The 23,442-nt window shown below is 67.5% G+C and carries 22 protein-coding genes; 10 read left to right on the top strand and 12 right to left on the bottom strand.

Annotated features, from left to right (window positions below; genetic code table 11):
- The first annotated feature begins 93 nt into the window (after nt 1-93).
- Nucleotides 94-528 (top strand): universal stress protein, encoded by a 435-nt coding sequence (locus BDO18943_RS29060; RefSeq protein ID WP_043189208.1) that lies wholly within the window; start codon nt 94-96, stop codon nt 526-528.
- A gap of 225 nt (nt 529-753) precedes the next feature.
- Here the strand turns inward: BDO18943_RS29060 and aceA are convergent, their stop codons facing one another.
- The 3 genes from aceA to BDO18943_RS29045 form a co-directional block, all read right to left on the bottom strand.
- Nucleotides 754-2,061 carry an isocitrate lyase gene (gene aceA, locus BDO18943_RS29055; protein WP_175024980.1) on the bottom strand — a complete coding sequence of 436 codons (1,308 nt, stop codon included), beginning with the start codon at nt 2,059-2,061 and terminating at the stop codon, nt 754-756.
- A 411-nt stretch (nt 2,062-2,472) separates the two neighbouring features.
- Nucleotides 2,473-4,020, bottom strand: a complete 1,548-nt coding sequence (locus BDO18943_RS29050) for a DEAD/DEAH box helicase (RefSeq protein WP_175024979.1) — start codon at nt 4,018-4,020, stop codon at nt 2,473-2,475.
- Nucleotides 4,021-4,381: 361 nt separating this feature from the next.
- The gene (locus tag BDO18943_RS29045; RefSeq protein ID WP_011352486.1) at nt 4,382-4,651 is read right to left on the bottom strand and encodes an acyl-CoA-binding protein; all 270 of its coding nucleotides are present in this window, start codon (nt 4,649-4,651) and stop codon (nt 4,382-4,384) included.
- Between the two features lie 148 nt (nt 4,652-4,799).
- Here BDO18943_RS29045 and tsaB point away from each other — a divergent pair, with 148 nt between their 5' ends.
- The 4 genes from tsaB to BDO18943_RS29025 are packed head-to-tail and all read left to right on the top strand — an operon-like array spanning nt 4,800 to nt 8,056.
- Nucleotides 4,800-5,567 carry a tRNA (adenosine(37)-N6)-threonylcarbamoyltransferase complex dimerization subunit type 1 TsaB gene (tsaB, locus tag BDO18943_RS29040; RefSeq protein ID WP_175024978.1) on the top strand — a complete coding sequence of 256 codons (768 nt, stop codon included), beginning with the start codon at nt 4,800-4,802 and terminating at the stop codon, nt 5,565-5,567.
- Nucleotides 5,564-6,064: a ribosomal protein S18-alanine N-acetyltransferase gene (gene rimI, locus BDO18943_RS29035; protein WP_175024977.1), complete on the top strand. Its 501-nt coding sequence runs from the start codon at nt 5,564-5,566 to the stop codon at nt 6,062-6,064. Before tsaB ends, rimI begins: the two co-directional genes overlap by 4 nt.
- The gene (locus BDO18943_RS29030; RefSeq protein ID WP_175024976.1) at nt 6,051-7,094 is read left to right on the top strand and encodes a uracil-DNA glycosylase; all 1,044 of its coding nucleotides are present in this window, start codon (nt 6,051-6,053) and stop codon (nt 7,092-7,094) included. Before rimI ends, BDO18943_RS29030 begins: the two co-directional genes overlap by 14 nt.
- Nucleotides 7,091-8,056, top strand: coding sequence for a DUF1853 family protein (locus BDO18943_RS29025; RefSeq protein WP_175024975.1), 966 nt, complete (start codon nt 7,091-7,093; stop codon nt 8,054-8,056). Before BDO18943_RS29030 ends, BDO18943_RS29025 begins: the two co-directional genes overlap by 4 nt.
- Nucleotides 8,057-8,074: 18 nt before the next feature.
- Here BDO18943_RS29025 and thiD read toward each other — a convergent pair whose 3' ends face one another.
- Together thiD and lplT are read right to left on the bottom strand one after the other, a co-directional pair.
- Nucleotides 8,075-8,884, bottom strand: a complete 810-nt coding sequence (gene thiD, locus BDO18943_RS29020) for a bifunctional hydroxymethylpyrimidine kinase/phosphomethylpyrimidine kinase (protein WP_175024974.1) — start codon at nt 8,882-8,884, stop codon at nt 8,075-8,077.
- A 58-nt stretch (nt 8,885-8,942) separates the two neighbouring features.
- Nucleotides 8,943-10,250: a lysophospholipid transporter LplT gene (lplT, locus tag BDO18943_RS29015; RefSeq protein WP_043189228.1), complete on the bottom strand. Its 1,308-nt coding sequence runs from the start codon at nt 10,248-10,250 to the stop codon at nt 8,943-8,945.
- Nucleotides 10,251-10,468: 218 nt separating this feature from the next.
- Between lplT and alr the strand changes: the two genes are divergently transcribed.
- The 3 genes from alr (at nt 10,469) to BDO18943_RS29000 (ending at nt 13,340) form a co-directional block, all read left to right on the top strand.
- Nucleotides 10,469-11,539: an alanine racemase gene (gene alr / locus BDO18943_RS29010; protein WP_175024973.1), complete on the top strand. Its 1,071-nt coding sequence runs from the start codon at nt 10,469-10,471 to the stop codon at nt 11,537-11,539.
- Between the two features lie 11 nt (nt 11,540-11,550).
- Nucleotides 11,551-12,927, top strand: coding sequence for a DNA repair protein RadA (radA, locus tag BDO18943_RS29005; protein ID WP_175024972.1), 1,377 nt, complete (start codon nt 11,551-11,553; stop codon nt 12,925-12,927).
- Between the two features lie 146 nt (nt 12,928-13,073).
- A complete protein-coding gene (locus tag BDO18943_RS29000) occupies nt 13,074-13,340 on the top strand; it encodes a DUF2866 domain-containing protein (protein WP_039342663.1) in 267 nt (88 codons plus the stop codon).
- A 209-nt stretch (nt 13,341-13,549) separates the two neighbouring features.
- On the opposite strand, the gene BDO18943_RS28995 is transcribed toward BDO18943_RS29000, so the two are convergent.
- Nucleotides 13,550-15,481, bottom strand: a complete 1,932-nt coding sequence (locus BDO18943_RS28995) for an ATP-binding cassette domain-containing protein (protein WP_175024971.1) — start codon at nt 15,479-15,481, stop codon at nt 13,550-13,552.
- A 136-nt stretch (nt 15,482-15,617) separates the two neighbouring features.
- Here BDO18943_RS28995 and BDO18943_RS28990 point away from each other — a divergent pair, with 136 nt between their 5' ends.
- Entirely contained in the window at nt 15,618-16,097 is a 480-nt protein-coding gene (locus BDO18943_RS28990; protein ID WP_089450845.1) for a glutathione peroxidase, read from the top strand.
- A gap of 60 nt (nt 16,098-16,157) precedes the next feature.
- Here BDO18943_RS28990 and cls read toward each other — a convergent pair whose 3' ends face one another.
- The 6 genes from cls to dapC form a co-directional block, all read right to left on the bottom strand.
- Nucleotides 16,158-17,597 (bottom strand): cardiolipin synthase, encoded by a 1,440-nt coding sequence (gene cls / locus BDO18943_RS28985; protein ID WP_175024970.1) that lies wholly within the window; start codon nt 17,595-17,597, stop codon nt 16,158-16,160.
- A 108-nt stretch (nt 17,598-17,705) separates the two neighbouring features.
- On the bottom strand, nt 17,706-18,614 hold the full coding sequence (gene prmB / locus BDO18943_RS28980) for a 50S ribosomal protein L3 N(5)-glutamine methyltransferase (RefSeq protein WP_175024969.1): 909 nt from the start codon (nt 18,612-18,614) through the stop codon (nt 17,706-17,708).
- Between the two features lie 11 nt (nt 18,615-18,625).
- Complete coding sequence (gene dapE / locus BDO18943_RS28975; protein ID WP_175024968.1) at nt 18,626-19,765, bottom strand: succinyl-diaminopimelate desuccinylase; 1,140 nt, start codon at nt 19,763-19,765, stop codon at nt 18,626-18,628.
- A gap of 90 nt (nt 19,766-19,855) precedes the next feature.
- Nucleotides 19,856-20,221, bottom strand: a complete 366-nt coding sequence (locus BDO18943_RS28970) for an ArsC family reductase (RefSeq protein WP_175024967.1) — start codon at nt 20,219-20,221, stop codon at nt 19,856-19,858.
- Nucleotides 20,221-21,048 carry a 2,3,4,5-tetrahydropyridine-2,6-dicarboxylate N-succinyltransferase gene (gene dapD, locus BDO18943_RS28965; RefSeq protein WP_014896723.1) on the bottom strand — a complete coding sequence of 276 codons (828 nt, stop codon included), beginning with the start codon at nt 21,046-21,048 and terminating at the stop codon, nt 20,221-20,223. The genes BDO18943_RS28970 and dapD overlap by 1 nt, the downstream gene beginning before the upstream one ends.
- Nucleotides 21,049-21,091: 43 nt before the next feature.
- Complete coding sequence (gene dapC, locus BDO18943_RS28960) at nt 21,092-22,324, bottom strand: succinyldiaminopimelate transaminase (protein ID WP_175024966.1); 1,233 nt, start codon at nt 22,322-22,324, stop codon at nt 21,092-21,094.
- 159 nt (nt 22,325-22,483) lie between these two features.
- Here dapC and BDO18943_RS28955 point away from each other — a divergent pair, with 159 nt between their 5' ends.
- Nucleotides 22,484-23,425, top strand: a complete 942-nt coding sequence (locus tag BDO18943_RS28955) for a DMT family transporter (protein ID WP_175024983.1) — start codon at nt 22,484-22,486, stop codon at nt 23,423-23,425.
- Nucleotides 23,426-23,442: the final 17 nt, after the last annotated feature.

Below are 23,442 nucleotides of genomic sequence, written 5' to 3'. Positions count from 1 at the left end.
GCGCACTACACTCGTAGCAGGCATGTCCGACGCGTCGCGGCCGGCCCGGTCGGGATCGCGGCGTGCGGCGTGCGATTGACGAAGGAGGGCGCGATGTTCCGGCACATCCTCGTTCCAACCGACGGTTCCGAACTGTCGCAGAAGGCGATCGACGGCGCGATCGACCTGGCTCGCGCGGTCGGTGCGCGCGTTACGGCGTACGCGTGCCTGCCGCAGTATCCGTACTCGCCGTTTTCCGAAGTGATCATCGAGCCGCCCGCCGATTTCCGGGCGCGCAGCGAGCGCGAGGCGCGCGCGCATCTCGACGAGGTCGAATCGGCCGCGAAGACTGCCGGCGTCGACTGCGACACCTGGACGAGTGTCCATCCGTCGCCGTATCTCGGCATCATCGAGGCGGCCGAACGCGGCGGCTGCGACGTGATCTTCATGGCGTCCCACGGACGCCGCGGGCTCGGCAGCTTGCTGATCGGCAGCGAGACGCAGCGCGTGCTGACCCATACGAAAATTCCGGTGATCGTCTATCGGTAGGGTGATGGGGCCGTGGCCGCAGGACGGCAACGAGATCCACACCGCAGAAAAAGGGCGCGCCGGACGAAGCCGGCGCGCGTCGTTGCTGGCGGCACGCAGGCCGCGCGGCCGGTCGCGCATGACATCGCGCGCCTGCCGTCTCCCCCTGATTGTTGTCCGGTGGCCGATGCCGCGCCGTCGCGTGACGGGCCGGCATCGGCGTGACGCTTGCGCGTCGTGCGCTGCTTACGCGACCTTCTTGCCGTCGAAGAACTGCTCGTCTTCGGTCGAGCCGTGCAGCGCAGTGGTCGACGCTTCGCGTTCGACCGTCTGCGTCACCGCGTCGAAGTAGCCGGTGCCGACTTCGCGCTGATGCTTGACGGCCGTGAAGCCCTTGTCCGCCGCCGCGAACTCGGCCTGCTGCAGCTCGACGAACGCGCTCATCTGGGTGCGCGCATAGCCGTGCGCGAGGTTGAACATCGAGTAGTTCAGCGCGTGGAAGCCGGCCAGCGTGATGAACTGGAACTTGTAGCCCATCGCGCCGAGTTCCTTCTGGAACTTCGCGATCGTCGCGTCGTCGAGGTTCTTCTTCCAGTTGAACGACGGCGAGCAGTTGTACGACAGCATCTTGCCCGGGAACTGCTTGTGGATCGCTTCCGCGAACTTCTTCGCGTACTCGAGATCCGGCTTGCCCGTTTCGCACCAGACGAGGTCGGCGTACGGCGCGTACGCGAGACCGCGCGAGATCGCCTGCTCGATGCCCGGCTTCGTGCGGAAGAAACCTTCCACCGTGCGTTCGCCCGTCAGGAACGGCTTGTCGTTGCCGTCGACGTCGGACGTGATCAGGTCGGCCGCTTCTGCGTCGGTGCGGGCAACCAGCACGGTCGGCGTGCCCATCACGTCGGCCGCGAGACGCGCTGCCGACAGCTTCGCGACGGCTTCACGCGTCGGTACCAGCACCTTGCCGCCCATGTGGCCGCACTTCTTCACCGAAGCGAGCTGGTCCTCGAAGTGGACACCCGACGCGCCGGCTTCGATCATCGCCTTCATCAGTTCGAACGCGTTCAGCACGCCGCCGAAACCGGCTTCCGCGTCAGCGACGATCGGTGCGAAGAAATCGACGTAGCCTTCGTCGCCCGGGTTCTTGCCTTCCGACCACTGGATCTGGTCGGCGCGCGTCAGCGTGTTGTTGATGCGCTTCACGACGAGCGGCACCGAGTTTGCCGGGTACAGCGACTGGTCCGGGTACATTTCGCCCGCGACGTTCGCGTCGCCGGCCACTTGCCAGCCGGACAGGTAGATGGCCTTCAGGCCGGCCTTCACCTGCTGCATCGCCTGGTTGCCGGTCAGTGCGCCGAGTGCGTTGACGAACGGCTCGTGGTTGATGAGGCTCCACAGCTTTTCCGCGCCGCGCTTGGCGAGCGTGTGCTCGATCGGGATCGAACCACGCAGGCGGACCACGTCGTCAGCCGAGTAGCTGCGCTTGATGCCCTTCCAGCGCGGATTGGTTTCCCATTGCTGTTGCAGTTCCTGTGCCTGTTGCTGACGCGACATGATGAGCTCCTTGATGCGGTGCGATGCCTGATGGGTTGAATCTGACAGTGGTGAGGCTGTTCTCGAAGCCGGGAGCGGGGTGTTCCGGTTCGCGAGGTCTTGTATAAGAGTCTAGGCAAATCGACCGGAGCGGGACAGGGGGCTTGTCGGGGAGTGGGGTAAATTTTTAGTTGTTTTAAATCAGTATCTTGAAACTGAAATTTCGAGATAAGAAATGCTTTTTTCCATCCCGCAATCGCCCGGGTTGTGCCGCGCAGCATGATTTTTTACGACACAAAAAAATTTTCCGTATCGTGAAATGTGGGGCAGGACGAAAAAAAACCGGCGCAGATGCGCCGGTTGGCTGGATGGGCAGGGCGGTTATCCGCGGGTCTGCCCTCCGTGGGGCGGCCGGTGGCCGCCCGTGCGTGCTTACGACGCGTTGCCGCGACGCGGGCCGCCGCTGCGTTGACCGTCGCGACGCGGGCCGCCGTCACGGCTGCCACCCGGCTTGCCGCTCCAGCCGCCGCCATTGCCGCCGCCGTAGCTGCGGCCGTTGCCGTTACCGTTGCCGCCATAGCCACCGCCCGGCTTGCCGCCGAAACGGCGACCGCCGTTACCGCCGCCCGGACGGCCGCGGCCGCCGTTGCCGCCGTTACGCGGGGGCGCCTTGCGCGGCTCGAAACCTTCGATCACGTTGACCGGCAGCGGCGAGCGCACGAAGCGCTCGATGCGCTTGAGCGCGCCTTGCTCGGCGTGGTGCACGAGGCTCACCGCCGTGCCCGAACGGCCTGCACGGCCGGTACGGCCGATACGGTGCACGTAGTCTTCCGCGAACTTCGGCAGGTCGTAGTTGAACACGTGCGTGATGCCCGGGATGTCGATGCCGCGTGCCGCGACGTCGGTGGCCACCAGCACGCGCACGCGGCGCTCGCGCAGCGCACGGATCGTGCGGTTACGCGCGCCCTGCGGCAGGTCGCCGTGCAGCGCGGCCGATTCGAAGCCTGCGTCGGCGAGACGGCCGGCGAGCTGGTCGGCGTCGATCTTGGTCGCCGTGAAGATGATCGCCTGGTCGAGCGCGTCGTCGCGCAGCAGGTGATCGAGCAGGCGATCCTTGTGGTCGCGGTCGTCGACGTAGTGCACGGTCTGCGCGATGTTCGCGCGCGACTCGAGGCGCTGCTGGATCTCGATGCGTTCCGGATCCTTCAGCAGGCGGCTCGTCAGCGAACCGATCTTGCCGTCGAGCGTCGCCGAGAACAGCATCGTCTGGCGCGACTCGGGCGTCGCGTCGACGATCGTTTCGATGTCTTCGATGAAGCCCATGTCGAGCATGCGGTCGGCTTCGTCGAGCACGAGCATCTTCAGCTCGGACAGGTCGATGCGGCCACGCTCGAGGTGGTCGAGCAGACGGCCCGGCGTGGCGACCAGGATTTCGGGGTTCTTCGCGAGCAGCATCAGCTGCTGGCCGTAGGCGACGCCGCCGAGGATGCTGACCGTGCGCAGGCGCTTCAGGTGCTTGCCGTAGGTCGTTGCAGCCGTGGTGACCTGCATCGCGAGTTCGCGGGTCGGCGTCAGCACGAGCAGGCCCGGGCGCGCGACGGGTTGCGGGCGGCGCGCGCGGCGGTCGCCCTGGTTCGGTTCGCGCGGCGCGCGCGGTTGCTGCGCCTGCGCCTTCTGGAGCTGCGCGAAACGTTCGATCGCGGGCAGCATGAATGCGGCGGTCTTGCCTGAACCGGTCGGGCTCGAGACCAGCAGGTCACGGCCGGCGATGCCGGCCGGAATCGCGCGCTGCTGGACCGGCGTCGGCTTCACATAGCCGGCGGCCTGCAGCGCGGAGACGATCTCCGGCGACAACCCGAGCGACGCGAAGGTCGGCTCGTCCGACGCCGGTTCGACCGCGGCCGGTGCGGCGGCGTCGTCGAGACCGAGCGCCTGGTCGGCGATCGCGTTGAGCGGGCTGGAGTTGATGCTCGAAGTCATAACAATCCTTGAAACACAGTGGGTGAAACGTCGGCGCCAATCGCGCATACCCAAGTCGTCGGATTCAGCGAGCAAATCGGGAAACGGGTGCAATCCGCCGAACCTTCAGCGGATGAGGCATTAGAAGCTGTTTTGGGTGCGGCGCGCTTCAGGAGCGGGGCCGCCAGCCTGATAAGTGACGACCGCGAAGGTCGAAGCAGGAGGGGACAGGTTCTAAACCGGATTGGAGCTTAACGCTACGAGGCGTCAGGCCGGAACGGCTTGCGAGCCGAGCGCGGAAGATGACGCAGGCAGCATTATAAAGAGATTTGCTGCGCTGCGCCACTGATTTGATTGCCTATTGCGGCCGGGGGCGATTCGGTCAGGAAGCCGTGCCGTTCTTCAGCGATTCGACGAGTTCGATGTACTGCTGCTTCGCCGCATCCTGCGACGTGCCCTTCAGTGCATCCCAGGCGTCGTACTTGTATTTGCCGACGATGTCGGTGAAGCCCGGCTTGTCGCCATGCGCGTCGCCATCGGTCGCCTGCTTGAAGAGCGCATACAGGCGCAGCAGGGTCAGGTTGCCCGGACGTTCGGTCAGTTGCTTGACGTCGATCTGGGCCTGGTCGAATTGGGCGGTGAGTTCGCTCATCGTGTGTCTCCGTAAGGGTTTCAGGTCGGGCGATCTTAACAAGCGGACCGCCGCGCGGGGTCGAGCGATCCTTCCAAACCGCCATCGGGCACAGCGCACACGCACGGATCGGGCCCGATCGCCCGTGGGAGCGGGGCGCCGCATTACAATGTCGCCCATGACGCAAACAGTGCTCCTCGCCATCGATACGTCGACCGAATACTGCTCGGTCGCGCTGCTGCGCTCGGCCCACGCCGATGACGCCGTTTCCACCCCGCAAACCTGGGTCCGCCACGAGCTGACGGGCGCCGTGTCGAGCACGCGCGTGCTGCCGGCCATCCAGGCGCTTTTCGCCGAATCGGGGCTGACGCTCGCCGATTGCGACGCGATCGCGTTCGGCGCGGGCCCCGGCTCGTTCACGGGCCTGCGCACCGCGACGGGCATCACCCAGGGTCTCGCGTTCGGGTGCGGGCTGCCGGTCGTGCCGATCGGCACGCTGCTCGCGTGCGCCGAGCACGCGCGGCTGCGTGCGCCCGGCACGACCCGCGTGCTGGCCGCGCTGGATGCGCGGATGGATGAAGCCTACTGGGCGGACTTCGCGTGGGACGACAGCGTCGGCGACTGGCGCACGCTGCATCCGGCCTCGCTCGATGCACCGGGTGCCGTCGGCGTGCCCGATGCGCCGTTCACGCTCGCGGGTAATGCAGCCGCCGCGTTCGGCGCGCAGTTGCCGGCCGCGGCGCACGCGGCCGTGATCGACGGCGACGCGATGCCGCACGCGCTGGCGGTCGCCCATGCCGCCCTGCGCGCGTTTCGTGCCGGCCGTGCGGTGCCGGCCGATCAGGCCGCGCCGGAGTATGTGCGCGACAAGGTTGCGCAGACGACCGCCGAGCGCGTCGCGGCACGGGCCGCGCAGACGGGCGGAGCGAAGGGATGACGGGCGTACTGCTGAGCGACAGGTATCTGGCGCCGATGACGGATGCCGATCTCGACGAGGTCGTCGCGATCGAGCACGTCGCGTATGAATTCCCGTGGAGCCGCGGCAACTTCGAGGATTCGTTGCGCAACGGCTACCTGGGCGTGTGCCTGCGGCACGTGACGGGTGCGCTGATCGGCTATTGCGTGCTGATGCCCGTGATCGACGAGATGCACCTGCTGAACCTGTGCGTCGCGCCGGCTGTGCAGCGCGCGGGGGCGGGCCTTGCGCTGCTGCGCGAGGCCGTGCGCATTTCGCGCGCGGAGGGGCTCGACGGCGTGCTGCTCGAAGTGCGGCCGTCCAATCTGCGCGCGGTCCATCTGTACGAGCGTTTCGGCTTCATGACGATCGGCCGGCGCAAGAATTATTACCCGGCGAAGCATCACAGCCGGGAGGACGCGATCGTGATGCGTCTGACGCTGAACAAGGACGAAGGGGACGCGCATGGCATGGGCTGAAGCGGCGCTCGAGGAAATAGGCCTCGCGCAGATCTGGGTGCGGCGCGGGCAAAGCGCGGATGCGGGCACGGACGAGGGCGCGGCAGCCGAAGCGCCCGCCGCGGCGCAAACCGGCACGGCGGAAGCCGCACCGGCCGCCGCAATCGAGCGACCTGCACGCACCGCGCGTGCGCCGGTGCAGGACGAGGCGCCGCCGGCCGTCGCGCGTAGCCGCGATGCTGCGCCGGCTCGCGAGTCTGTCGCTCCGGCGCGGCGCGTCGACGACGGCGACCGCGCGCCGGCACCGGTCGAGCCGATTGTGCCGATCGCGTCGACCGACACGATGCCGCCGATGGACGACATACCGCCTGCCGACGCCGACGATTTTGCGTGGTTCGATGCGGCGCCGCCGGGCGACCCCGTGCCGGTGCTCGAATCGCGTCCCGTCGGTACGCCGGTTGCCGCACTCGACTGGGATGCGCTGGCCGCGCGCGTGGCCGACTGCACGCAGTGCCGGCTGTGCGAGAAGCGGACCAACACGGTGTTCGGCGTCGGCGACCGCGAAGCGGACTGGATGCTGATCGGCGAAGCGCCGGGCGAGAACGAGGACAAGCAGGGCGAGCCGTTCGTCGGCCAGGCCGGCAAGCTGCTCGACAACATGCTGCAGTCGCTGTCGCTCCAGCGTGGCGACAACGTGTACATCGCGAACGTGATCAAGTGCCGGCCGCCGGGCAACCGCAATCCGGAGCCGGACGAGGTCGCGAGCTGCGAGCCTTATCTGCAGCGTCAGGTCGCGCTCGTGAAGCCGAAGCTGATCGTCGCGCTCGGCCGCTTCGCCGCGCAGACCCTGCTGAAGACGGACGCGAGCATCGCGTCGCTGCGCGGCCGCGTGCATGCGTACGAAGGCGTCCCGGTGATCGTGACCTATCACCCGGCGTACCTGTTGCGCAGCCTGCAGGACAAGTCGAAGGCCTGGGCCGACCTGTGCCTCGCGCGCGACACGTTCCGGCGCGCCGAGGGTGCCGACGCGAACGGGCCGGCCGGACAATGACGACCGGCGCGGCGGTCGCATTCGTCGATACGCTGCACGACGTCGCGGTTCGGGATCTGGGCTGGCTGCTGGCCAGCCCGAGCCTGCTCACCGCGGTACCGGACGCGCCGCTTGCGCGCCCTTGGCCGGATGCGGCCGGACAGTCGGCTGTCGAAGCATGGCTCGCCGCGCTCGATGCGCAGCCCGAGCCGCTGCATCGCGCGCTCGACGGGTTCCGGCCCACCCGGCTCGGCCGCTACGCCGAATGCCTGCTCGAATATTTCCTGACGCACGGGCCGTCGCTGCGGCTCGTCGCGGCCAATCTGCCGCTGCGCAGCAACGGCAAGACGCTCGGCGAAGTCGATTTTCTCGTCGACGCGCCGGACGGGCGGCGCCTGCACTGGGAACTCGCGGTGAAGTGCTATCTGTGCGCGCCCGTGCAAGCCGGTGCGTCGCTCGCCGATTTCGTCGGCCCCAACCTCGTCGACCGGTTCGACCGCAAACGCAGCCGGTTGCTCGATCACCAACTGCGGCTCGGCGATCGCGACGGGTTTGCGCGGCTCGGTTACGGCGCGCCGTCCGACGCGCAGATGTTCATCAAGGGCTGGTTGTTCTATCCGTACGATGCGCCGTTACCGCCGGTGTCCGCGGAAATCGCGCCGGATCACCCGCGCGGTTTCTGGCTGACGCACGCGCAGTGGCCGGCCTGGGCGGCCGCGCAGCGTGCCGGCGCCGCATGGAGTGTATTGCCGAGGCTGGCGTGGCTGGCGCCGCGACGTGCCGCCGCCGATGCCGGATTCGACCCCGAGCCGCTGGCGGCCGCTTTGGAACTGCCCCCCGTGTTGACGGCCCGCGAGGCCCCCGCGCTGATCGGCATTCATGAAAAGGGGAGTGACGGCACGTGGCGCGAACGGGCGCGTGGCTTCGTCGTGCCGGACGACTGGCCGGTGCGCGCACAGGCGTTCGCGGCGCAGGATCACTGACGCCGCGTCAGCCGGCGCTCACCACCAGCGATGGAAGTGATGGACAGGGCCGACGCCGTGGCCGACGTCGAGGTGGCCGCTCGCGGCGATTGCGCCGGTCAGGTAGGTCTTGGCTTCGCGCACCGCGCTTTCGAGGTCGGGCTGCTGCGGTAGCAGCGCGGCGATCGCCGACGACAACGTACAGCCCGTGCCGTGCGTGTTGCTGACCGGCACGCGCGCGCCGTCGAGCCGCACGGTGCGCGTCGCTTCAACGAGCCAGTCGGGGCTCGCGGACGCGTCGGGCAGGTGGCCGCCTTTCATCAGCACGGCGCGCGCGCCCGTCCGTAACAATGCCTGACCTTGCCGGACCATGTCGGGTTCCGTGGTTGCGGGCACATCGTTCAGCAGTGCGGCCGCTTCGGGCAGGTTCGGCGTCACGACCGTCGCGAGCGGCAGCAGCGCCTCGCGCAACGCGTCGACGGCATCGGGCGCGAGCAGCGCGTGCGCGCTCTTCGAGATCATCACCGTGTCGAGCACGACGAAGCGCGGCGCGTAGCGGCGCAGCGCGTCGGCGACCGCGTGCACGATCGCCGCATTCGCGAGCATTCCGATCTTGACCGCATCGATGCGGATATCGCCGAACACCGCGTCGAGTTGCGCGGTCACGAACGCCGCATCCGGCGCATGCACGCCTGTTACGCCGCGCGTGTTCTGGGCGGTCAGCGCGGTGATCACGGTCGCGCCGTACGCGCCGAGCGCGGAAAAGGTTTTCAGGTCGGCCTGGATGCCGGCGCCGCCGCCCGAATCGGAGCCGGCGATCGTCAGGATGTTGGGTATCGGGTGCGTCATCGGGGCAGCGCGCCGGTTCGAAGACCGGCGCTGGCGGACGGAAACGGAAAGTGTAGCGTCAGTGCCGCGATTCGCCGATCAGCGCGACCGAGTCGAACTGACGCTGGTTCGCCTGGTGGCGGCGCATCACGAGCCACATCGTCAGGCAGACGAACGTGCCGAACAGCACGATCACGACGCCGACCGGCACGTCGAGCCACACGAGCACCGCATACAGGCACAGCATCACGAGCACCGACAGGTTCTCGTTGAAGTTCTGCACCGCGATCGAGTGGCCGGCCGACAGCAGCACGTGGCCGCGATGCTGCAGCAGCGCGTTCATCGGAACGACGAAGTAGCCGGACAGCGCGCCGACGCAGATCAGGAAGATGTACGCGATGATCAGGTAAACCGGCAGGCGCAGGTGGCCCAGGTGCGCGGCCCAGTGCGGCGGGAACAGGTCGCGCGAATAGAACGCCATCAGCATCACCGCGATGCCCATGATGATGCCGACCGGCAGGACGGTCAGCGACTTCTTGAGCGGCACCCGGCTGGCCGCGGCGATCGCGCCGGCCGCGACGCCGAAGGCGACGACTGCCTGCAGCAGCGCACCCTCGGACAGCGACATGCCGAGCGACACCTCGGCCCATTTCAGCACGATGAACTGCAGCGTCGCGCCCGCGCCCCAGAACAGCGTCGTGACCGCCAGCGAGATCTGGCCGAGCTTGTCGCGCCAGAGCACCATGAAACAGTCGGCGAAGTCGGCCACCAGCTTGATCGGCCCGTGTTGCTGTTTCGGGTAGCGCGCGCCGGTATCGGGAATGCGCAGATTGAACAGCGCGGCGATCACGTAGATCAACAGGATGACCGCGATCGCGGCTTCGGCTGGCGTACCGATCCACGCCGGCGTATGCGCGATGACGTGCGACGCGATATGCGGACTGATCAGCGCGCCGCCGAGCACGGTGCCGAGGATGATCGAGCTGACGGTCGTGCCTTCGATCCAGCCGTTCGCGGCGACCAGCCGGTCGGCCGGCAGCAGCTCGGTAAGAATGCCGTATTTGGCCGGCGAGTAGGCCGCCGCGCCGAAGCCGACGATCCCGTACGCGATCAGCGGGTGGGCGCCGAACAGCATGATCAGGCAGCCGATCACCTTGATCGAGTTGGTGATGAACATCACGTGGCCCTTCGGGCGCGAATCCGCGAAGGCGCCGACATACGCCGCCAGCACCACATAGGACAACACGAAGAACAGCTTCAACAGCGGTGTCATCCAGTTGGGTGCGTGAAGGTCTTTCAGCAGGGCAATGGCGGCGATGAGGAGCGCACTGTCGGCCAGCGACGAGAAAAACTGCGCGGCCATGATGGTGTAAAAACCTTTTTTCATCTGATGCGATGCTTTCGTCGCTGCGGCAGGGCCGCGTAGGCCGCCTGGTATGCGATCGGCTTATTCCGTTCGAAATGGGTTGTGCGCACGGCTTTATAACATGAAAATACGCCAATTCGGACTAGCAAGATTCCCCGATCGTTCCGCAAATTGTCGGCTTCAGTGCTCAAAAGGCGCGGTAAGCTGATGATTCGCAAGCGTCTTTACGTAAATTTCCCATGCCGCGCCCGATCTCCGCCACCATCCACACCGCCGCTCTCGCGAACAATCTCTCCGTCGTCCGCCGCTTTGCCGGCCCGTCCAAGGTTTGGGCGGTCGTCAAGGCCAACGCGTACGGCCACGGTCTCGCCCGCGTTTTTCCCGGCCTGCGCGGCACCGACGGTTTCGGCCTGCTCGACCTCGACGAGGCCGTCAAGCTGCGCGAGCTCGGCTGGGCCGGCCCGATCCTGCTGCTCGAAGGGTTCTTCCGCTCGACCGACATCGACGTGATCGACCGCTACAGCCTGACGACGACCGTCCACAGCGACGAGCAGATGCGGATGCTGGAAACGGCGCGGCTGTCGAAGCCCGTCAACGTGCAGCTCAAGATGAACAGCGGGATGAACCGGCTCGGCTATCTGCCGGAGAAATATCGCGCCGCGTGGGAGCGCGCCCGCGCGTGCCCCGGCATCGGCCAGATCACGTTGATGACCCATTTTTCGGATGCGGACAACGAGCGCGGCGTCGCCGAGCAGCTCGCGACGTTCGAGCGCGGTGCGGAAAACATTGCCGGCGCGCGCAGTCTCGCGAACTCGGCGGCCGTGCTGTGGCATCCGGATACGCACTTCGACTGGGTGCGGCCGGGGATCGTGCTGTACGGCGCGTCGCCGTCCGGGCTGTCGTCCGATATCGCCGACACGGGGCTGAAGCCTGCGATGACGCTCGCGTCCGAGCTGATCGCGGTGCAGACGATCGCGAAGGGGCAGGCCATCGGTTATGGCTCGACGTTCTCCGCGCAGGCGCCGATGCGGGTCGGCGTGGTCGCGTGCGGTTACGCGGACGGCTATCCGCGTGTCGCGCCGGAAGGCACGCCGGTGATCGTCGACGGCATCCGCACGCGGATCGTCGGCCGCGTCTCGATGGACATGATCACGGTCGACTTGACCCCGTGCCCGCAGGCTGGCGTCGGCGCGCGCGTCGAACTGTGGGGCAACGCGCTGTCGATCGACGACGTCGCCCGCCATTGCGGCACGATCGGCTACGAGCTGATGTGCGCGGTCGCGGGCCGCGTGCCCGTGCGCGCGGAATAAGGGCGTCGCGCGTGGCCAAACAGAAAACCGTATACGTCTGCAGCGAGTGCGGCGGACAGACCCCGAAATGGCAGGGCCAATGCCCGTCGTGCCAGGCTTGGAACACGCTGGTTGAATCGGTCGCCGAATCGCCGGCTGCCCATCGTTTCCAGTCGCTCGCGAAGCGGGCGCCCGTCCAGCGTCTCGTCGACATCGAAGCGGCCGATGTGCCGCGCTTCTCGACCGGCATCGGTGAATTCGACCGAGTGCTCGGCGGCGGGCTGGTCCCCGGCGGCGTCGTGCTGATCGGCGGCGATCCGGGCATCGGCAAGTCGACGCTGCTGCTGCAGTCGCTCGCGGACATCGCGAGCGAGCGGCGCGCGCTCTATATCAGCGGTGAGGAATCGGCCGCGCAGATCGCGTTGCGCGCGCAACGGCTTGCGCTGCTCGACGGCGGTGCGGTGGCGGACGAACTGAAGCTGCTCGCCGAGATCCAGCTCGAAAAGATCCAGGCCGCGATCGACGCGGAACGGCCGGACGTGGCCGTGATCGACTCGATCCAGACCGTCTATTCGGAAGCGCTCACGTCGGCGCCGGGCTCGGTCGCGCAGGTGCGCGAGTGCGCGGCGCAGCTCACGCGCATCGCGAAACAGTCGGGCACCGCGATCATCATGGTCGGGCACGTGACGAAGGAGGGCAATCTGGCCGGCCCGCGCGTGCTCGAGCACATCGTCGATACGGTGCTGTACTTCGAAGGCGACACGCATTCGTCGTTCCGGCTCGTGCGTGCGTTCAAGAACCGCTTCGGCGCGGTCAACGAACTCGGCGTGTTCGCGATGACCGAGCGCGGGCTGCGCGGTGTCGCGAATCCGTCCGCGCTGTTCCTGTCGCAGCACGAACAGGTCGTGCCTGGCTCGTGCGTGCTCGTTACGCAGGAAGGCACGCGCCCGCTGCTCGTCGAAGTCCAGGCGCTCGTCGACACGGCGCACGTGCCGAACCCGCGCCGGCTCGCGGTCGGCCTCGAGCAGAACCGGCTCGCGATGCTGCTCGCGGTGCTGCACCGGCACGCAGGCATCGCGTGCTTCGACCAGGACGTATTCCTCAATGCGGTCGGCGGCGTGAAGATCACCGAGCCGGCTGCCGACCTCGCGGTGCTGCTCGCGATCCATTCGTCGATGCGCAACAAGGCGCTGCCGAAGGGGCTGATCGTGTTCGGCGAAGTGGGGCTGGCGGGCGAGATCCGGCCGTCGCCGCGCGGGCAGGAGCGTTTGCGGGAGGCGGCGAAGCTCGGCTTCACGTCCGCGCTGATTCCGAAGGCGAATGCGCCGAAGCAGCCGATCGAAGGGCTGAACGTGATGGCCGTCGATCGGCTCGAACAGGCGATCGACCGCGTGCGCGATCTCGAGTGACCGGCCCGGCAGGCGCTCGGGCCGTGCCTGCCGGCGATCTGTCGCGTAATTCGTTGTAAAGAATATGTAGGGTTCTGTAACCCGCCGGACATCGCTTTTCCCTATCCTTTGCCGGATTGTCGAACCGCGCAATGCGAAGGGATCCTATGTTGAAATCGTATGGGGAAGCGCCGAGCGGACGCCTTTACAACCTGCGTGGCTGCCGTGTGTCGGAGCCGATTCGCCAACCCTGGGGCGGCGGATGCCGGATCGTCGAATGGATCGACGACGAAGGGCGCCTGGCGCGCAAGGTCGTGTCCGAGGACGTGACGGAAGCGGAGGTCGCCGCGGCGATCCGGCGGCCGACCGAAGGGCGCCGGCACCTGATGGGCGACGACGAGCAGATGCCGCGCGACACGTTGCCGCGCCGCTGAGCCGGCAAGCGCGGCGAGTAGCCGGCGAACGGTGTGACGACGGTAGTGAATGAACAGGCCGGGCCCGTGCGCCCGGCCTTGTCGCATCTGGGCCCACAGAGGGCCAGATGGACTTCGAGGTACCGCGATACCCAGAAATCGCAGCGCAGAGGCGCCCGGCACGCCGGGCTGGCGTATCGGCATAGCGGCCGGCTGCGCCGCGACAGCGTTCAGCCGATCTGCTCGAGCTCTTCCTGCGCGGCGAGCCAGCCGGCCTCGACCGTTTCGAGACGCGTGTTGACGTCCCCGAGCTTGCGGATCGCGTCGGTCAGTTCCGTCTTGCGCTCGGCTTCGTAGCTCGCCGGATCGGCGACGAATGCGTCGAGGCGCGCCTTCTCCGCGTGCAGCGTCTCCATTTCCTTTTCGAGCTTCGTGATACGCGTCTGCAGCGGCTTTTTCAGCACCGACAGGCGCTGGCGTTCTTCGGCAGCCTGACGCTTCTGATCCTTGCGGTTGGCTGCGGCGCCGGCACCCGAAGAAGCCGCGCTGTCGGCCTTCGCGGCGGCGCGCTGCTCGGCCGCGTGCTGCAGCAGCCAGTCGCGGTAGTCGTCGAGGTCGCCGTCGAACGGCTGCAGCCGGTGCTTCGCCACCAGCATGAACTGGTCGGTCGTCGCGCGCAGCAGGTGGCGGTCGTGCGAGACGAGGATCAGCGTGCCTTCGAACTGCGCGAGCGCCATCGTCAGCGCATGACGCGTTTCGAGGTCGAGGTGGTTGGTCGGTTCGTCGAGCAGTAGCAGGTTCGGCTTCTGCCAGATGATCAGCGCGAGCGCGAGGCGTGCCTTTTCACCACCCGAAAACGGCCCGACCGGCGTGGTCGCCATGTCGCCCGAGAAGTTGAAGCCGCCGAGGAAGTCGCGCAGCTCCTGCTCGCGCGTGTCGGGCGCGAGCCGCGCCAGATGCGCGAGCGGCGAATCGTCCTCGCGCAGCGTTTCGAGCTGGTGCTGCGCGAAATAGCCGATCGTCAGCCCCTTGCCGTCGCGGACGTGCCCCGACAGCGGCGCGAGCGTGCCGGCCAGCGTCTTGATCAGCGTCGACTTGCCCTGGCCGTTCGCGCCGAGCAGGCCGATACGCTGGCCGTTCTGGATCGACAGCGCGACGCGCTCGACGATCGGGATTTCCGCTCCGCCGTCGGCGTGGTAGCCGCAGCGGACGTCTTCCATCACCATCATCGGGTTCGGCGCGGCATCGGGCGTGCGGAATTCGAACGTGAACGGCGACGCGATGTGCGCGGGCGCGATCAGCTCCATCTTCTCGAGCGCCTTCATCCGGCTCTGCGCCTGCTTGGCCTTGGTCGCCTTGGCCTTGAAGCGGTCGACGAAGCTCTGCAGGTGCTCGATCGTCTTCTGCTGCTTTTCGTAGGCGCTTTGCTGCAGCGCCAGTTGCTGCGCGCGCAGCACTTCGAACTGCGAGTAGTTGCCGCCGTAACGCTTCACCTGGCGGTTTTCCAGGTGCAGCGTGACGTTGCAGATCGAATCGAGGAATTCGCGGTCGTGCGAAATCACGACGAGCGTGCCGGGGTAGCGGTGCAGCCAATCCTCGAGCCAGACGATCGCGTCGAGGTCGAGGTGGTTCGTCGGTTCGTCGAGCAGCAGCAGGTCGGAGCGGCACATCAGCGCCTGCGCGAGATTCAGGCGCATGCGCCAGCCGCCGGAGAAGCTGGCGACGGATTCGCGCGTCTGCGCGAGCGTGAAGCCGAGGCCGAGCAGCAGCGCCTCGGCGCGGGCGGGCGCGGTGTAGCCGTCGGCGTCGGCGAACGCCGCGTGCGCGTCGGCTTCGGCGGCGCCGTCATGCGCGGCGGAAGCGGCGGCGATGCGCGCCTCGATCTCGCGCAACGCGGCGTCGCCGTCGAGCGTGTAGTCGAGCGCTGAACGATCGACGGCGGGCGTTTCCTGCGACACATGGGCGATTCGCCACGACGGCGGCATCGAGAAATCGCCGCCGTCCGAGTGCAGCTCGCCGCGCAGGACCGAGAACAGGGTCGACTTGCCGGCGCCGTTCGCGCCGATCAGGCCGGCTTTCTCGCCGGGATTGAGCACGAAGGAGGTCGACTCGAACAGCGGCTTGGTGCCGCGCGCAAGGCTGAACTGATTGAAACGGATCACGGCGGAAATGACTGGCCAAAACCGCTATTCTAGACTGCGCGCCGCTCGCGCCGGGCATTGGCCGTTCGGCGGATGCCGCAATGGGGCAATTTCGCCTAGACTCCACGTCGATCCGGTTTCATAAAAGGAGTGCCCGATGTCCACCCTGTATTCGTTCAGCGCAGAGACGCTTGCCGGCGCGCCGGCCTCGCTCGATGCGTATCGCGGCAAGGTGCTGCTGATCGTCAACACCGCGAGCGAGTGTGGTTTCACGCCGCAGTACGCGGGCCTGCAGAAACTGTACGACCAGTACGCGGCGCGCGGCTTCTATGTGCTCGGCTTCCCGTGCAACCAGTTCGGCAAGCAGGAGCCCGGCGACGCCACGCAGATCGGCGCGTTCTGCGAGCGCAATTACGGCGTCACGTTCCCGATGTTCGCGAAGATCGACGTGAAGGGCGACCATGCGCATCCGCTGTACCGCTACCTGACCGACGAGGCGCCCGGCATTCTCGGCCTCAAGGCGATCAAGTGGAATTTCACGAAATTCCTGATCGATCGCGAAGGGCGCATCGTCAAGCGCTATGCGCCGTCGACCAAGCCCGACGAAATCGCCGCGGATATCGACAAGCTGCTGTGACGGCGGCTGGCGGCGTTCGCGGCGCCGGTGCGGATCGCACGGGCGCCGTTGTCCCGGCCGTTACAGGATCGGTGCGAACAGCCGCGCGACATGCATCGCGATGCGCCGCCACGCGGGCGATTGGCGGTATTCGGTCGCATCGACCTCGTACGCCTGCGCGAAATCGGCATCGAGCATCGCCTCGACCTCGTCGGCGAACGTGCGGTCGACGGTCAGCACCATGATCTCGAAATTAAGGCGGAACGAGCGGTTGTCGAGATTCGCGCTGCCGATCGCCGCCGCGATGCGGTCGATCAGCACGACCTTCTGGTGCAGGAAGCCGGGCCGGTAGCGGAACACCTTGACGCCCGCATCGACCAGGTCGCGCGCGTACAGCTTCGACGCTTCGAATACCACATAGTGATCGCGCCGGCTCGGGATCAGGATGCGCACGTCGACGCCGCGCATCACGGCGAGCTTCAGCGCCGAGATCACGGCTTCGTCGGGGACGAGGTACGGCGTGGTGATCCAGACCCGCTCGCGCGCGGCGTTGATCGCCTCGACGAAGAACAGCGAGCCCGTCTCCTGCTTGTCGGCCGGCCCCATCGGCACCGCGAGGCAATGCATGTTGTCACCGGGCTGCGCGGGCGGCGGCAGGGCGAGCGGCGGCAGCTTCTGCGTCGCCCAGTGCCAGTCTTCGGCGAACACGTACTGGATGCTCGCGACCACCGGGCCGCGGATCTCGATGTGCGTGTCGCGCCACGGCGACAGGCGCGGCTTCGCGCCGAGATATTCGACGCCGACGTTGTGGCCGCCGACGAACGCGCGATTGCCGTCGACGACGACGATCTTGCGGTGATTGCGGAAGTTGAGCTGGAAGCGGTTCACGAACTTCCGGTTGGTCGCGAACGGATGAACCTCGACGCCGCCCCGGCGCAACGCGTCGACGTAGCTGTGCGGCAGGTCGAAGCTGCCGATGCTGTCGTACAGCAGGCAGCAGCGCACGCCGGCTGCCGCGCGCGCGAGCAGCGAGTCGCGCAGCATCCGGCCGAGCGCATCGTCGCGCACGATGAAGAACTGCACCACCACGTAGTCGCGCGCGGCGTCGATGGCCGTCAGGATCGCAGAGAACGTCGCGTCACCGTTTACGAGCGTGCGCACCGAATTGCCGCCGAGGAACGGCATGCCGCCGAGCCGCGTGAGCGCGAGCACCGCCGCCTGGCCGATTGCGTCGGCGGCCGGCCCATCGGTCGCGTCGCTGCTGAGCCAGGGCGAGCGCGGTGTGTGCATGCGCAACATTTCCAGCTCGTGGCGGCGGGCGTCGACGTAGCCGGAGAACTTGCTGCGGCCGAGGAACAGGTACGGAATAAGCGTCAGGTACGGCATGGCCGCGAGCGAGACGGCCCACGCGATCGCGCCTTGCGACGTGCGCGTGTTCATGATCGCGTGGCACGCCGCGACGATCCCGAGCACGTGGATGGTCAGGATCAGGGTGCCGAGATGTAGCCAGTCGAGGGTCATGGGCGCGTGACGGACTCCTGAGGTCGCGCGGCCGGGCGGCCGCCTACGCGCATCTTACCCAACCGTGCGGCGCAACGGTGCACCGCACGGTGGGCGAGCCGGGACGGCTCAGGCCTTGCGGGGCAGGTCCGACGCCTGGATCAGGAAGACGGCGTCGTCGCCCGCGCTGGTGGGCAGCCAGGTGAGCTCGAGGCCGCCGAACGCGGCTTCGACGTTTTCGCGCTCGTTGCCGATCTCGACGACGAGCACGCCGTCGTCATGCAGCCAGCGATGGGCTTCGGCGACGATGCGTCGCACGATGTCCATCCCGTCGTCGCCGCCCGCGAGCGCCATTTCCGGCTCGTGCCGGTATTCGGGTGGCAGCGCGGCCATCGACGACGCATTCACGTACGGCGGGTTCGTCAGGATCACGTCGTAGCGCGAGCCCGGGTCGGTGCGGAACGCGGGCAGCGGCGCGTAGAGGTCGCCGTGGTGCAACCCGATGCGGTTTTCGAGGCCGTAGTCGCGCACGTTGATCTCCGCGACTTCGAGCGCCTTGTCGGACAGGTCGACTGCGTCGATCTCGGCGTTCGGGAACGCGCTCGCCGCGAGGATCGCGAGGCAACCGGAGCCCGTGCACAGCTCGAGCACCGCGCCGACCTGCTCGGGATCGGCGACGTACGGCTGCAGCCCGTCGTCGAGCAGTTCGCCGATGAACGAGCGCGGCACGATCACGCGCTCGTCGACGTAGAAGCGGTGGCCGTGCATCCACGCTTCATGCGTGAGGTACGCGGCCGGCACGCGGTCGGCCGCACGCCGTTCGATCACCGCGAGCACGGCCGCGATTTCGTCGGGCAGCAGCCGCGCGTCAAGGAACGGCTCGAGCGTGTCGAGCGGCAGGTCGAGCGTGCGCAGCACGAGGTAGGCCGCTTCGTCGTACGCATTGTCGGAGCCGTGGCCGAACGCGAGCTTCGCCTTCGAGAAGCGCGTGACCGCGTAGCGCAGCAGGTCGCGAACAGTTACAAAAGGTGTCGTCATGCGAGGCTCCATCAGGCGATCAGTTGTTCGAGCACGCGGCGGTACACGTTCTTCAGCGGGTCGACGAAGCGCACTTCGATGTGCTCGTCGATCTTGTGGATGCTGCCGTTCGGCGGACCGAACTCGATCACCTGCGGGCAGATGCGCGCGATGAAACGGCCGTCCGACGTGCCGCCCGTCGTCGACAGCTCGGTGGTGATGCCGGTCTCGGTGCGGATCGCGTTTTCCAGCGCGCCCGACAGCTCGCCGCGCGGCGTGAGGAACGGCAGGCCGCTCACCGACCACTTCAGCGTGTATTCGAGGCCATGCTTGTCGAGGATTGCGTGCACGCGTGCCTGCAGACCCTCGACCGTGCTGGCGGTCGAGAAACGGAAGTTGAATTGCAGGTCGGCGTGGCCGGGAATCACGTTGGTCGCGCCGGTGCCGGCATGCAGGTTCGATACCTGCCAGGTGGTCGGCGGGAAGTATTCATTGCCTTCGTCCCACTGCTCGGCGGCGAGCTCGGCGAGCGCCGGCGCGAGCAGGTGGATCGGGTTCTTCGCGAGGTGCGGATACGCGATGTGGCCCTGCACGCCCTTGATGACCAGTTCGCCCGACATCGAGCCGCGGCGGCCGTTCTTGACGACGTCGCCGAGTTCGGCGGTCGACGTCGGCTCGCCGACGATGCAGTAGTCCATGCGTTCGCCGCGCGCTTCGAGCAACTCGACGACCTTCACGGTGCCGTCGGTGGCGGGGCCTTCCTCGTCGCTCGTGATCAGGAACGCGATTGCGCCGCGGTGGCCGGGGTGGGCCGCGACGAATTCCTCGGATGCGACGACGAACGCCGCGAGCGACGTCTTCATGTCGGCCGCGCCGCGGCCGTACAGCTTGCCGTCACGATGGGCGGGGATGAACGGCGGCGAGCTCCACTGCTCGAGCGGGCCGGTCGGCACGACATCGGTGTGGCCCGCGAACGCGAGCAGCTTGCCGTCGCGGCCGTCGGTGCCGCGCTTGACGGCCCACAGGTTGGTCACGCCGTGCGACGCGATGGTCTCGCATTCGAAGCCGAGCGCGGCAAGGCGCTCGGTCATGATCTGCTGGCAATGCTGGTCGTCGGGCGTCACGGACGCGCGGGCGATCAGCTGTTCGGTAAGGGCTAGGGTGGCGGACATGGTTCGGACCACTTTCGATAAAAAATGCCGGCGCGGTGGCCGGCAGCGACAAGACGTCGGGCTGCGCCGACGGGCGCAGCGCGGGCAGCCCTATGCGGCAAACAGCGCCGCGTATTGATCGGCCGCGAAGCCGAGCGACTTCACGCGGCCGTTGACCACGAGCACGGGGCGCTTGATGACCGACGGCTTGTGGATCATCAGCGCGACCGCGCCGGACTTCGTATCGGCGGCCGCCTTCATCGCGTCGTCCAGGCCGCGCCACGTCGTGCCGCGCTTGTTGACGAGCGCGTCGAGCGACACGTCCTTCAGCCAGTCTTCGACGAGCGGCGCGCTGACACCGAGCTTCTTGAAGTCGTGAAACTCGAATTCGACGCCGTGGTCGTCGAGCCACACGCGGGCTTTCTTCACGGTGTCGCAGTTCGGAATGCCGTAGACGACCACAGTACGCTTCGCCATCAGTCGCCTCGCAGCAGCTCGTTCAGGCCGACCTTCGCGCGGGTCTTCGCGTCGACCTTCTTGACGATCACTGCGCAGTACAGGCTGTGCGAGCCGTCCTTCGACGGCAGGTTGCCGGCGACCACGACCGAGCCGGCCGGGATGCGGCCGTAGCTGACTTCGCCGGTTTCGCGATCGTAAATCTTGGTGCTCTGGCCGAGGTACACGCCCATCGAGATCACCGAGTTTTCCTCGACGATCACGCCTTCGACCACTTCCGAGCGCGCGCCGATGAAGCAGTTGTCTTCGATGATGACCGGGTTCGCCTGCAGCGGCTCGAGCACGCCACCGATGCCGACGCCGCCCGACAGGTGCACGTTCTTGCCGATTTGCGCGCACGAACCGACCGTCGCCCACGTGTCGACCATCGTGCCTTCGTCGACGTACGCGCCGATGTTGGTGTACGACGGCATCAGCACGACGTTCTTCGCGATGAACGAGCCGCGGCGCGCGATGGCCGGCGGGACGACGCGGAAGCCGCCCGCGGCGAAATCTTCAGCGGTGTAGTTCGCGAACTTCGACGGCACCTTGTCGTAGAACTGCGAGTAGCCGCCGGCAGGCATCGGCGCGTTGTCCTCCAGGCGGAACGACAGCAGCACGGCCTTCTTCAGCCACTGGTGCACGGTCCAGTTGCCGTCGATCTTCTCGGCAACGCGCAGCGCGCCTTTGTCGAGCTGCTCGATCGCGTGCGCGACGGCTTCGCGGACGTCGGCCGGTGCGGCCTTCGGCGACAGCTCGGCGCGGTTGTCCCAGGCGGTATCGATGATTTGCTGAAGTTGTTGCGACATGTTCGTTTTCGCAGGAGATGGATGAAATGTTCGGGATGGACGATTACCGCGCGAGAGACCGGCAGAAATCGACGATGCGTTGCGCGCCCTCGACGCATTCGGGGGTGCCCGCGACGAGCGCGATCCGGATGAAATCGCGGCCCGGATTCGTGCCGTGCGCATCGCGCGCCAGGTACGAGCCGGGCAGAACCGTCACATTATAGTCGGCGTACAGACGACGGGCGAACTCGGTGTCCGACAGCCCGGTGCGCGACACGTTGGCCCACAGGTAGAACGCGGCGTCGGGCAGTTTCACGTCGATCACGTCGGCGAGCATCGGCGTGACCGTATTGAACTTCTGCAGGTACAGCGCGCGGTTCTCGCGCACGTGCGCCTCGTCGTTCCACGCGGCGATGCTCGCGTGCTGCCAGACCGGCGACAGCGCCGCGCCGTGATACGTGCGGTACAGCAGGAATTTCTTCAGCAGTGCCGCGTCGCCGGCGACGAAGCCCGAGCGCATGCCCGGCACGTTCGAGCGCTTCGACAGGCTCGACAGCATCACGAGCCGCTCGAAGCCGCGGCCGAGCCGGTGCGCGGCCTCGAGGCCGCCGAGCGGCGGCGCCGCTTCGTCGAAATAGATTTCCGAATAGCACTCGTCGGATGCGATCACGAAACCGTGGCGGTCGGACAGCGCGAACAGCTCGCGCCAGTCGTCGAGCGTCAGCACGGCGCCGGTCGGGTTGCCCGGCGAGCACACGTACAGCAGTTGCGTGCGCGCCCAGACTTCGTCGGGCACGGACGTGTAGTCGCACGCGAAGTTGCGGGCCGGGTCGCTGTTCGCGAAATAGGGTTCGGCACCGGCCAGCAGCGCCGCGCCTTCGTAAATTTGATAGAAAGGATTCGGACAGAGTACGATCGCCTTCTCGCCCTGTTCGGACGGGCGCGCGTCGATCACCGTCTGCGCGAGCGAGAACAGTGCCTCGCGCGACCCCGACACGGGCAGCACCTGCGTGGCCGGATCGATGGCCGGCAGCCCGTAACGGCGCTCGAGCCAGTGCGCGATCGACGTGCGCAGCGCGTCCGAGCCGGCGGTGGCCGGGTACGACGCGAGACCGTCGAGCGCGGCCACCACGGCGTCGCGGATCAACGCCGGGGTCGCATGTTTGGGCTCGCCGATGCCGAAGCTGATCGGTTTGAGGGCGCCGGAGGGCGTCACGTCCTTGAACAGGGCGCGCAGCTTTTCGAAGGGATAGGGCTGGAGCGAGTCGAGTCGAGGGTTCACGGGCGAAGCGGCCATCGCGGCCGGTTGGAGCGAAAGAAGCGGCGGGCGCGCCGCGCGGCTGCGAACGGGCGCCGATGGCGCGCGGGTCGCAACGGACGATTATAGCGTGACGGAATGCGGTCACGGCCTGCCGGAACGGCGGCCGGGCCGGCTGAATAAAGGGTATTGAACCAAATGAATAACGCGGTACGCGGCAGTCTGCCGACGCTGGCCATCCTGATCGGCGCGTCGGTATGGGGCCTGATCTGGTATCCGCTACGGATCCTTGCGTCGCTCGGCGTGACGGGCACGCTGGCGAGCGCGCTGACGAGCCTCGTCGCTTTCCTGTTCGTGATCGTCGCGCGACACCGCACGATCGCGACGCTACGCTGGCACTGGGTGCTGCCCGGCATCGCGGTCACGGCCGGCGTGACGAACCTCGGATTCGTGTGGGGCACGATCCACGGCGAGGTGCTGCGCGTGATGCTGCTGTTCTACCTGACCCCCGCGTGGACCGCGATCTACGCGCACTTCCTGCTGCGCGAGCGGCTGACCTGGGCCGGCGCGGGGCTTGCGGCGCTGTCGATCGGCGGCGCGATGCTGATGCTGTGGTCGCCGAAGCTCGGCCTGCCGCTGCCGGCCAGCCCGGCCGAATGGGCCGGGCTCGCGGCCGGGTTGAGCTTCGCGATGAGCAACGTGCTCGTGATCAAGGCGAGCCGCGAGCTGCCGGAGATGCGTGCGGAAATGCGCACCGCGACGCTGTTCGGCGGCGCGGCCGTGTTCGGCGCGATCGCGTCGCTGTTCGAGGGGATACCGGCTGCGCCGGCGGGCGGCCATCTCGGTACGGCCGCGCTGATCATCGTCGCGATCGGCGTGACGATGGCGTCCAACAACCTGCTCGTGCAATACGGGCTGGCGCGCGTACCGGCCAACCGTGCGTCGATCATCATGCTGTTCGAGATCGTGATCACCGCGCTGTCGGCGTGGGTGTTCGCGAACGAGCTGCCGACCGCACGGGAGTGGGCGGGCGGCGTGTGCATCGTGCTGGCGACGCTGCTGTCGAGCCGGGTCCATCGTGCCGCGCCGGCACCGGACAAACCCGGCGACGGTCGGGACGGTGCACGCGCGATGGTATGATGGAAGCCGTTTGCGGG

The sequence above is a fragment of the Burkholderia aenigmatica genome (assembly GCF_902499175.1).
Taxonomy (GTDB): domain Bacteria; phylum Pseudomonadota; class Gammaproteobacteria; order Burkholderiales; family Burkholderiaceae; genus Burkholderia; species Burkholderia aenigmatica.
This window is presented reverse-complemented; position numbering and strand designations above follow the sequence as displayed.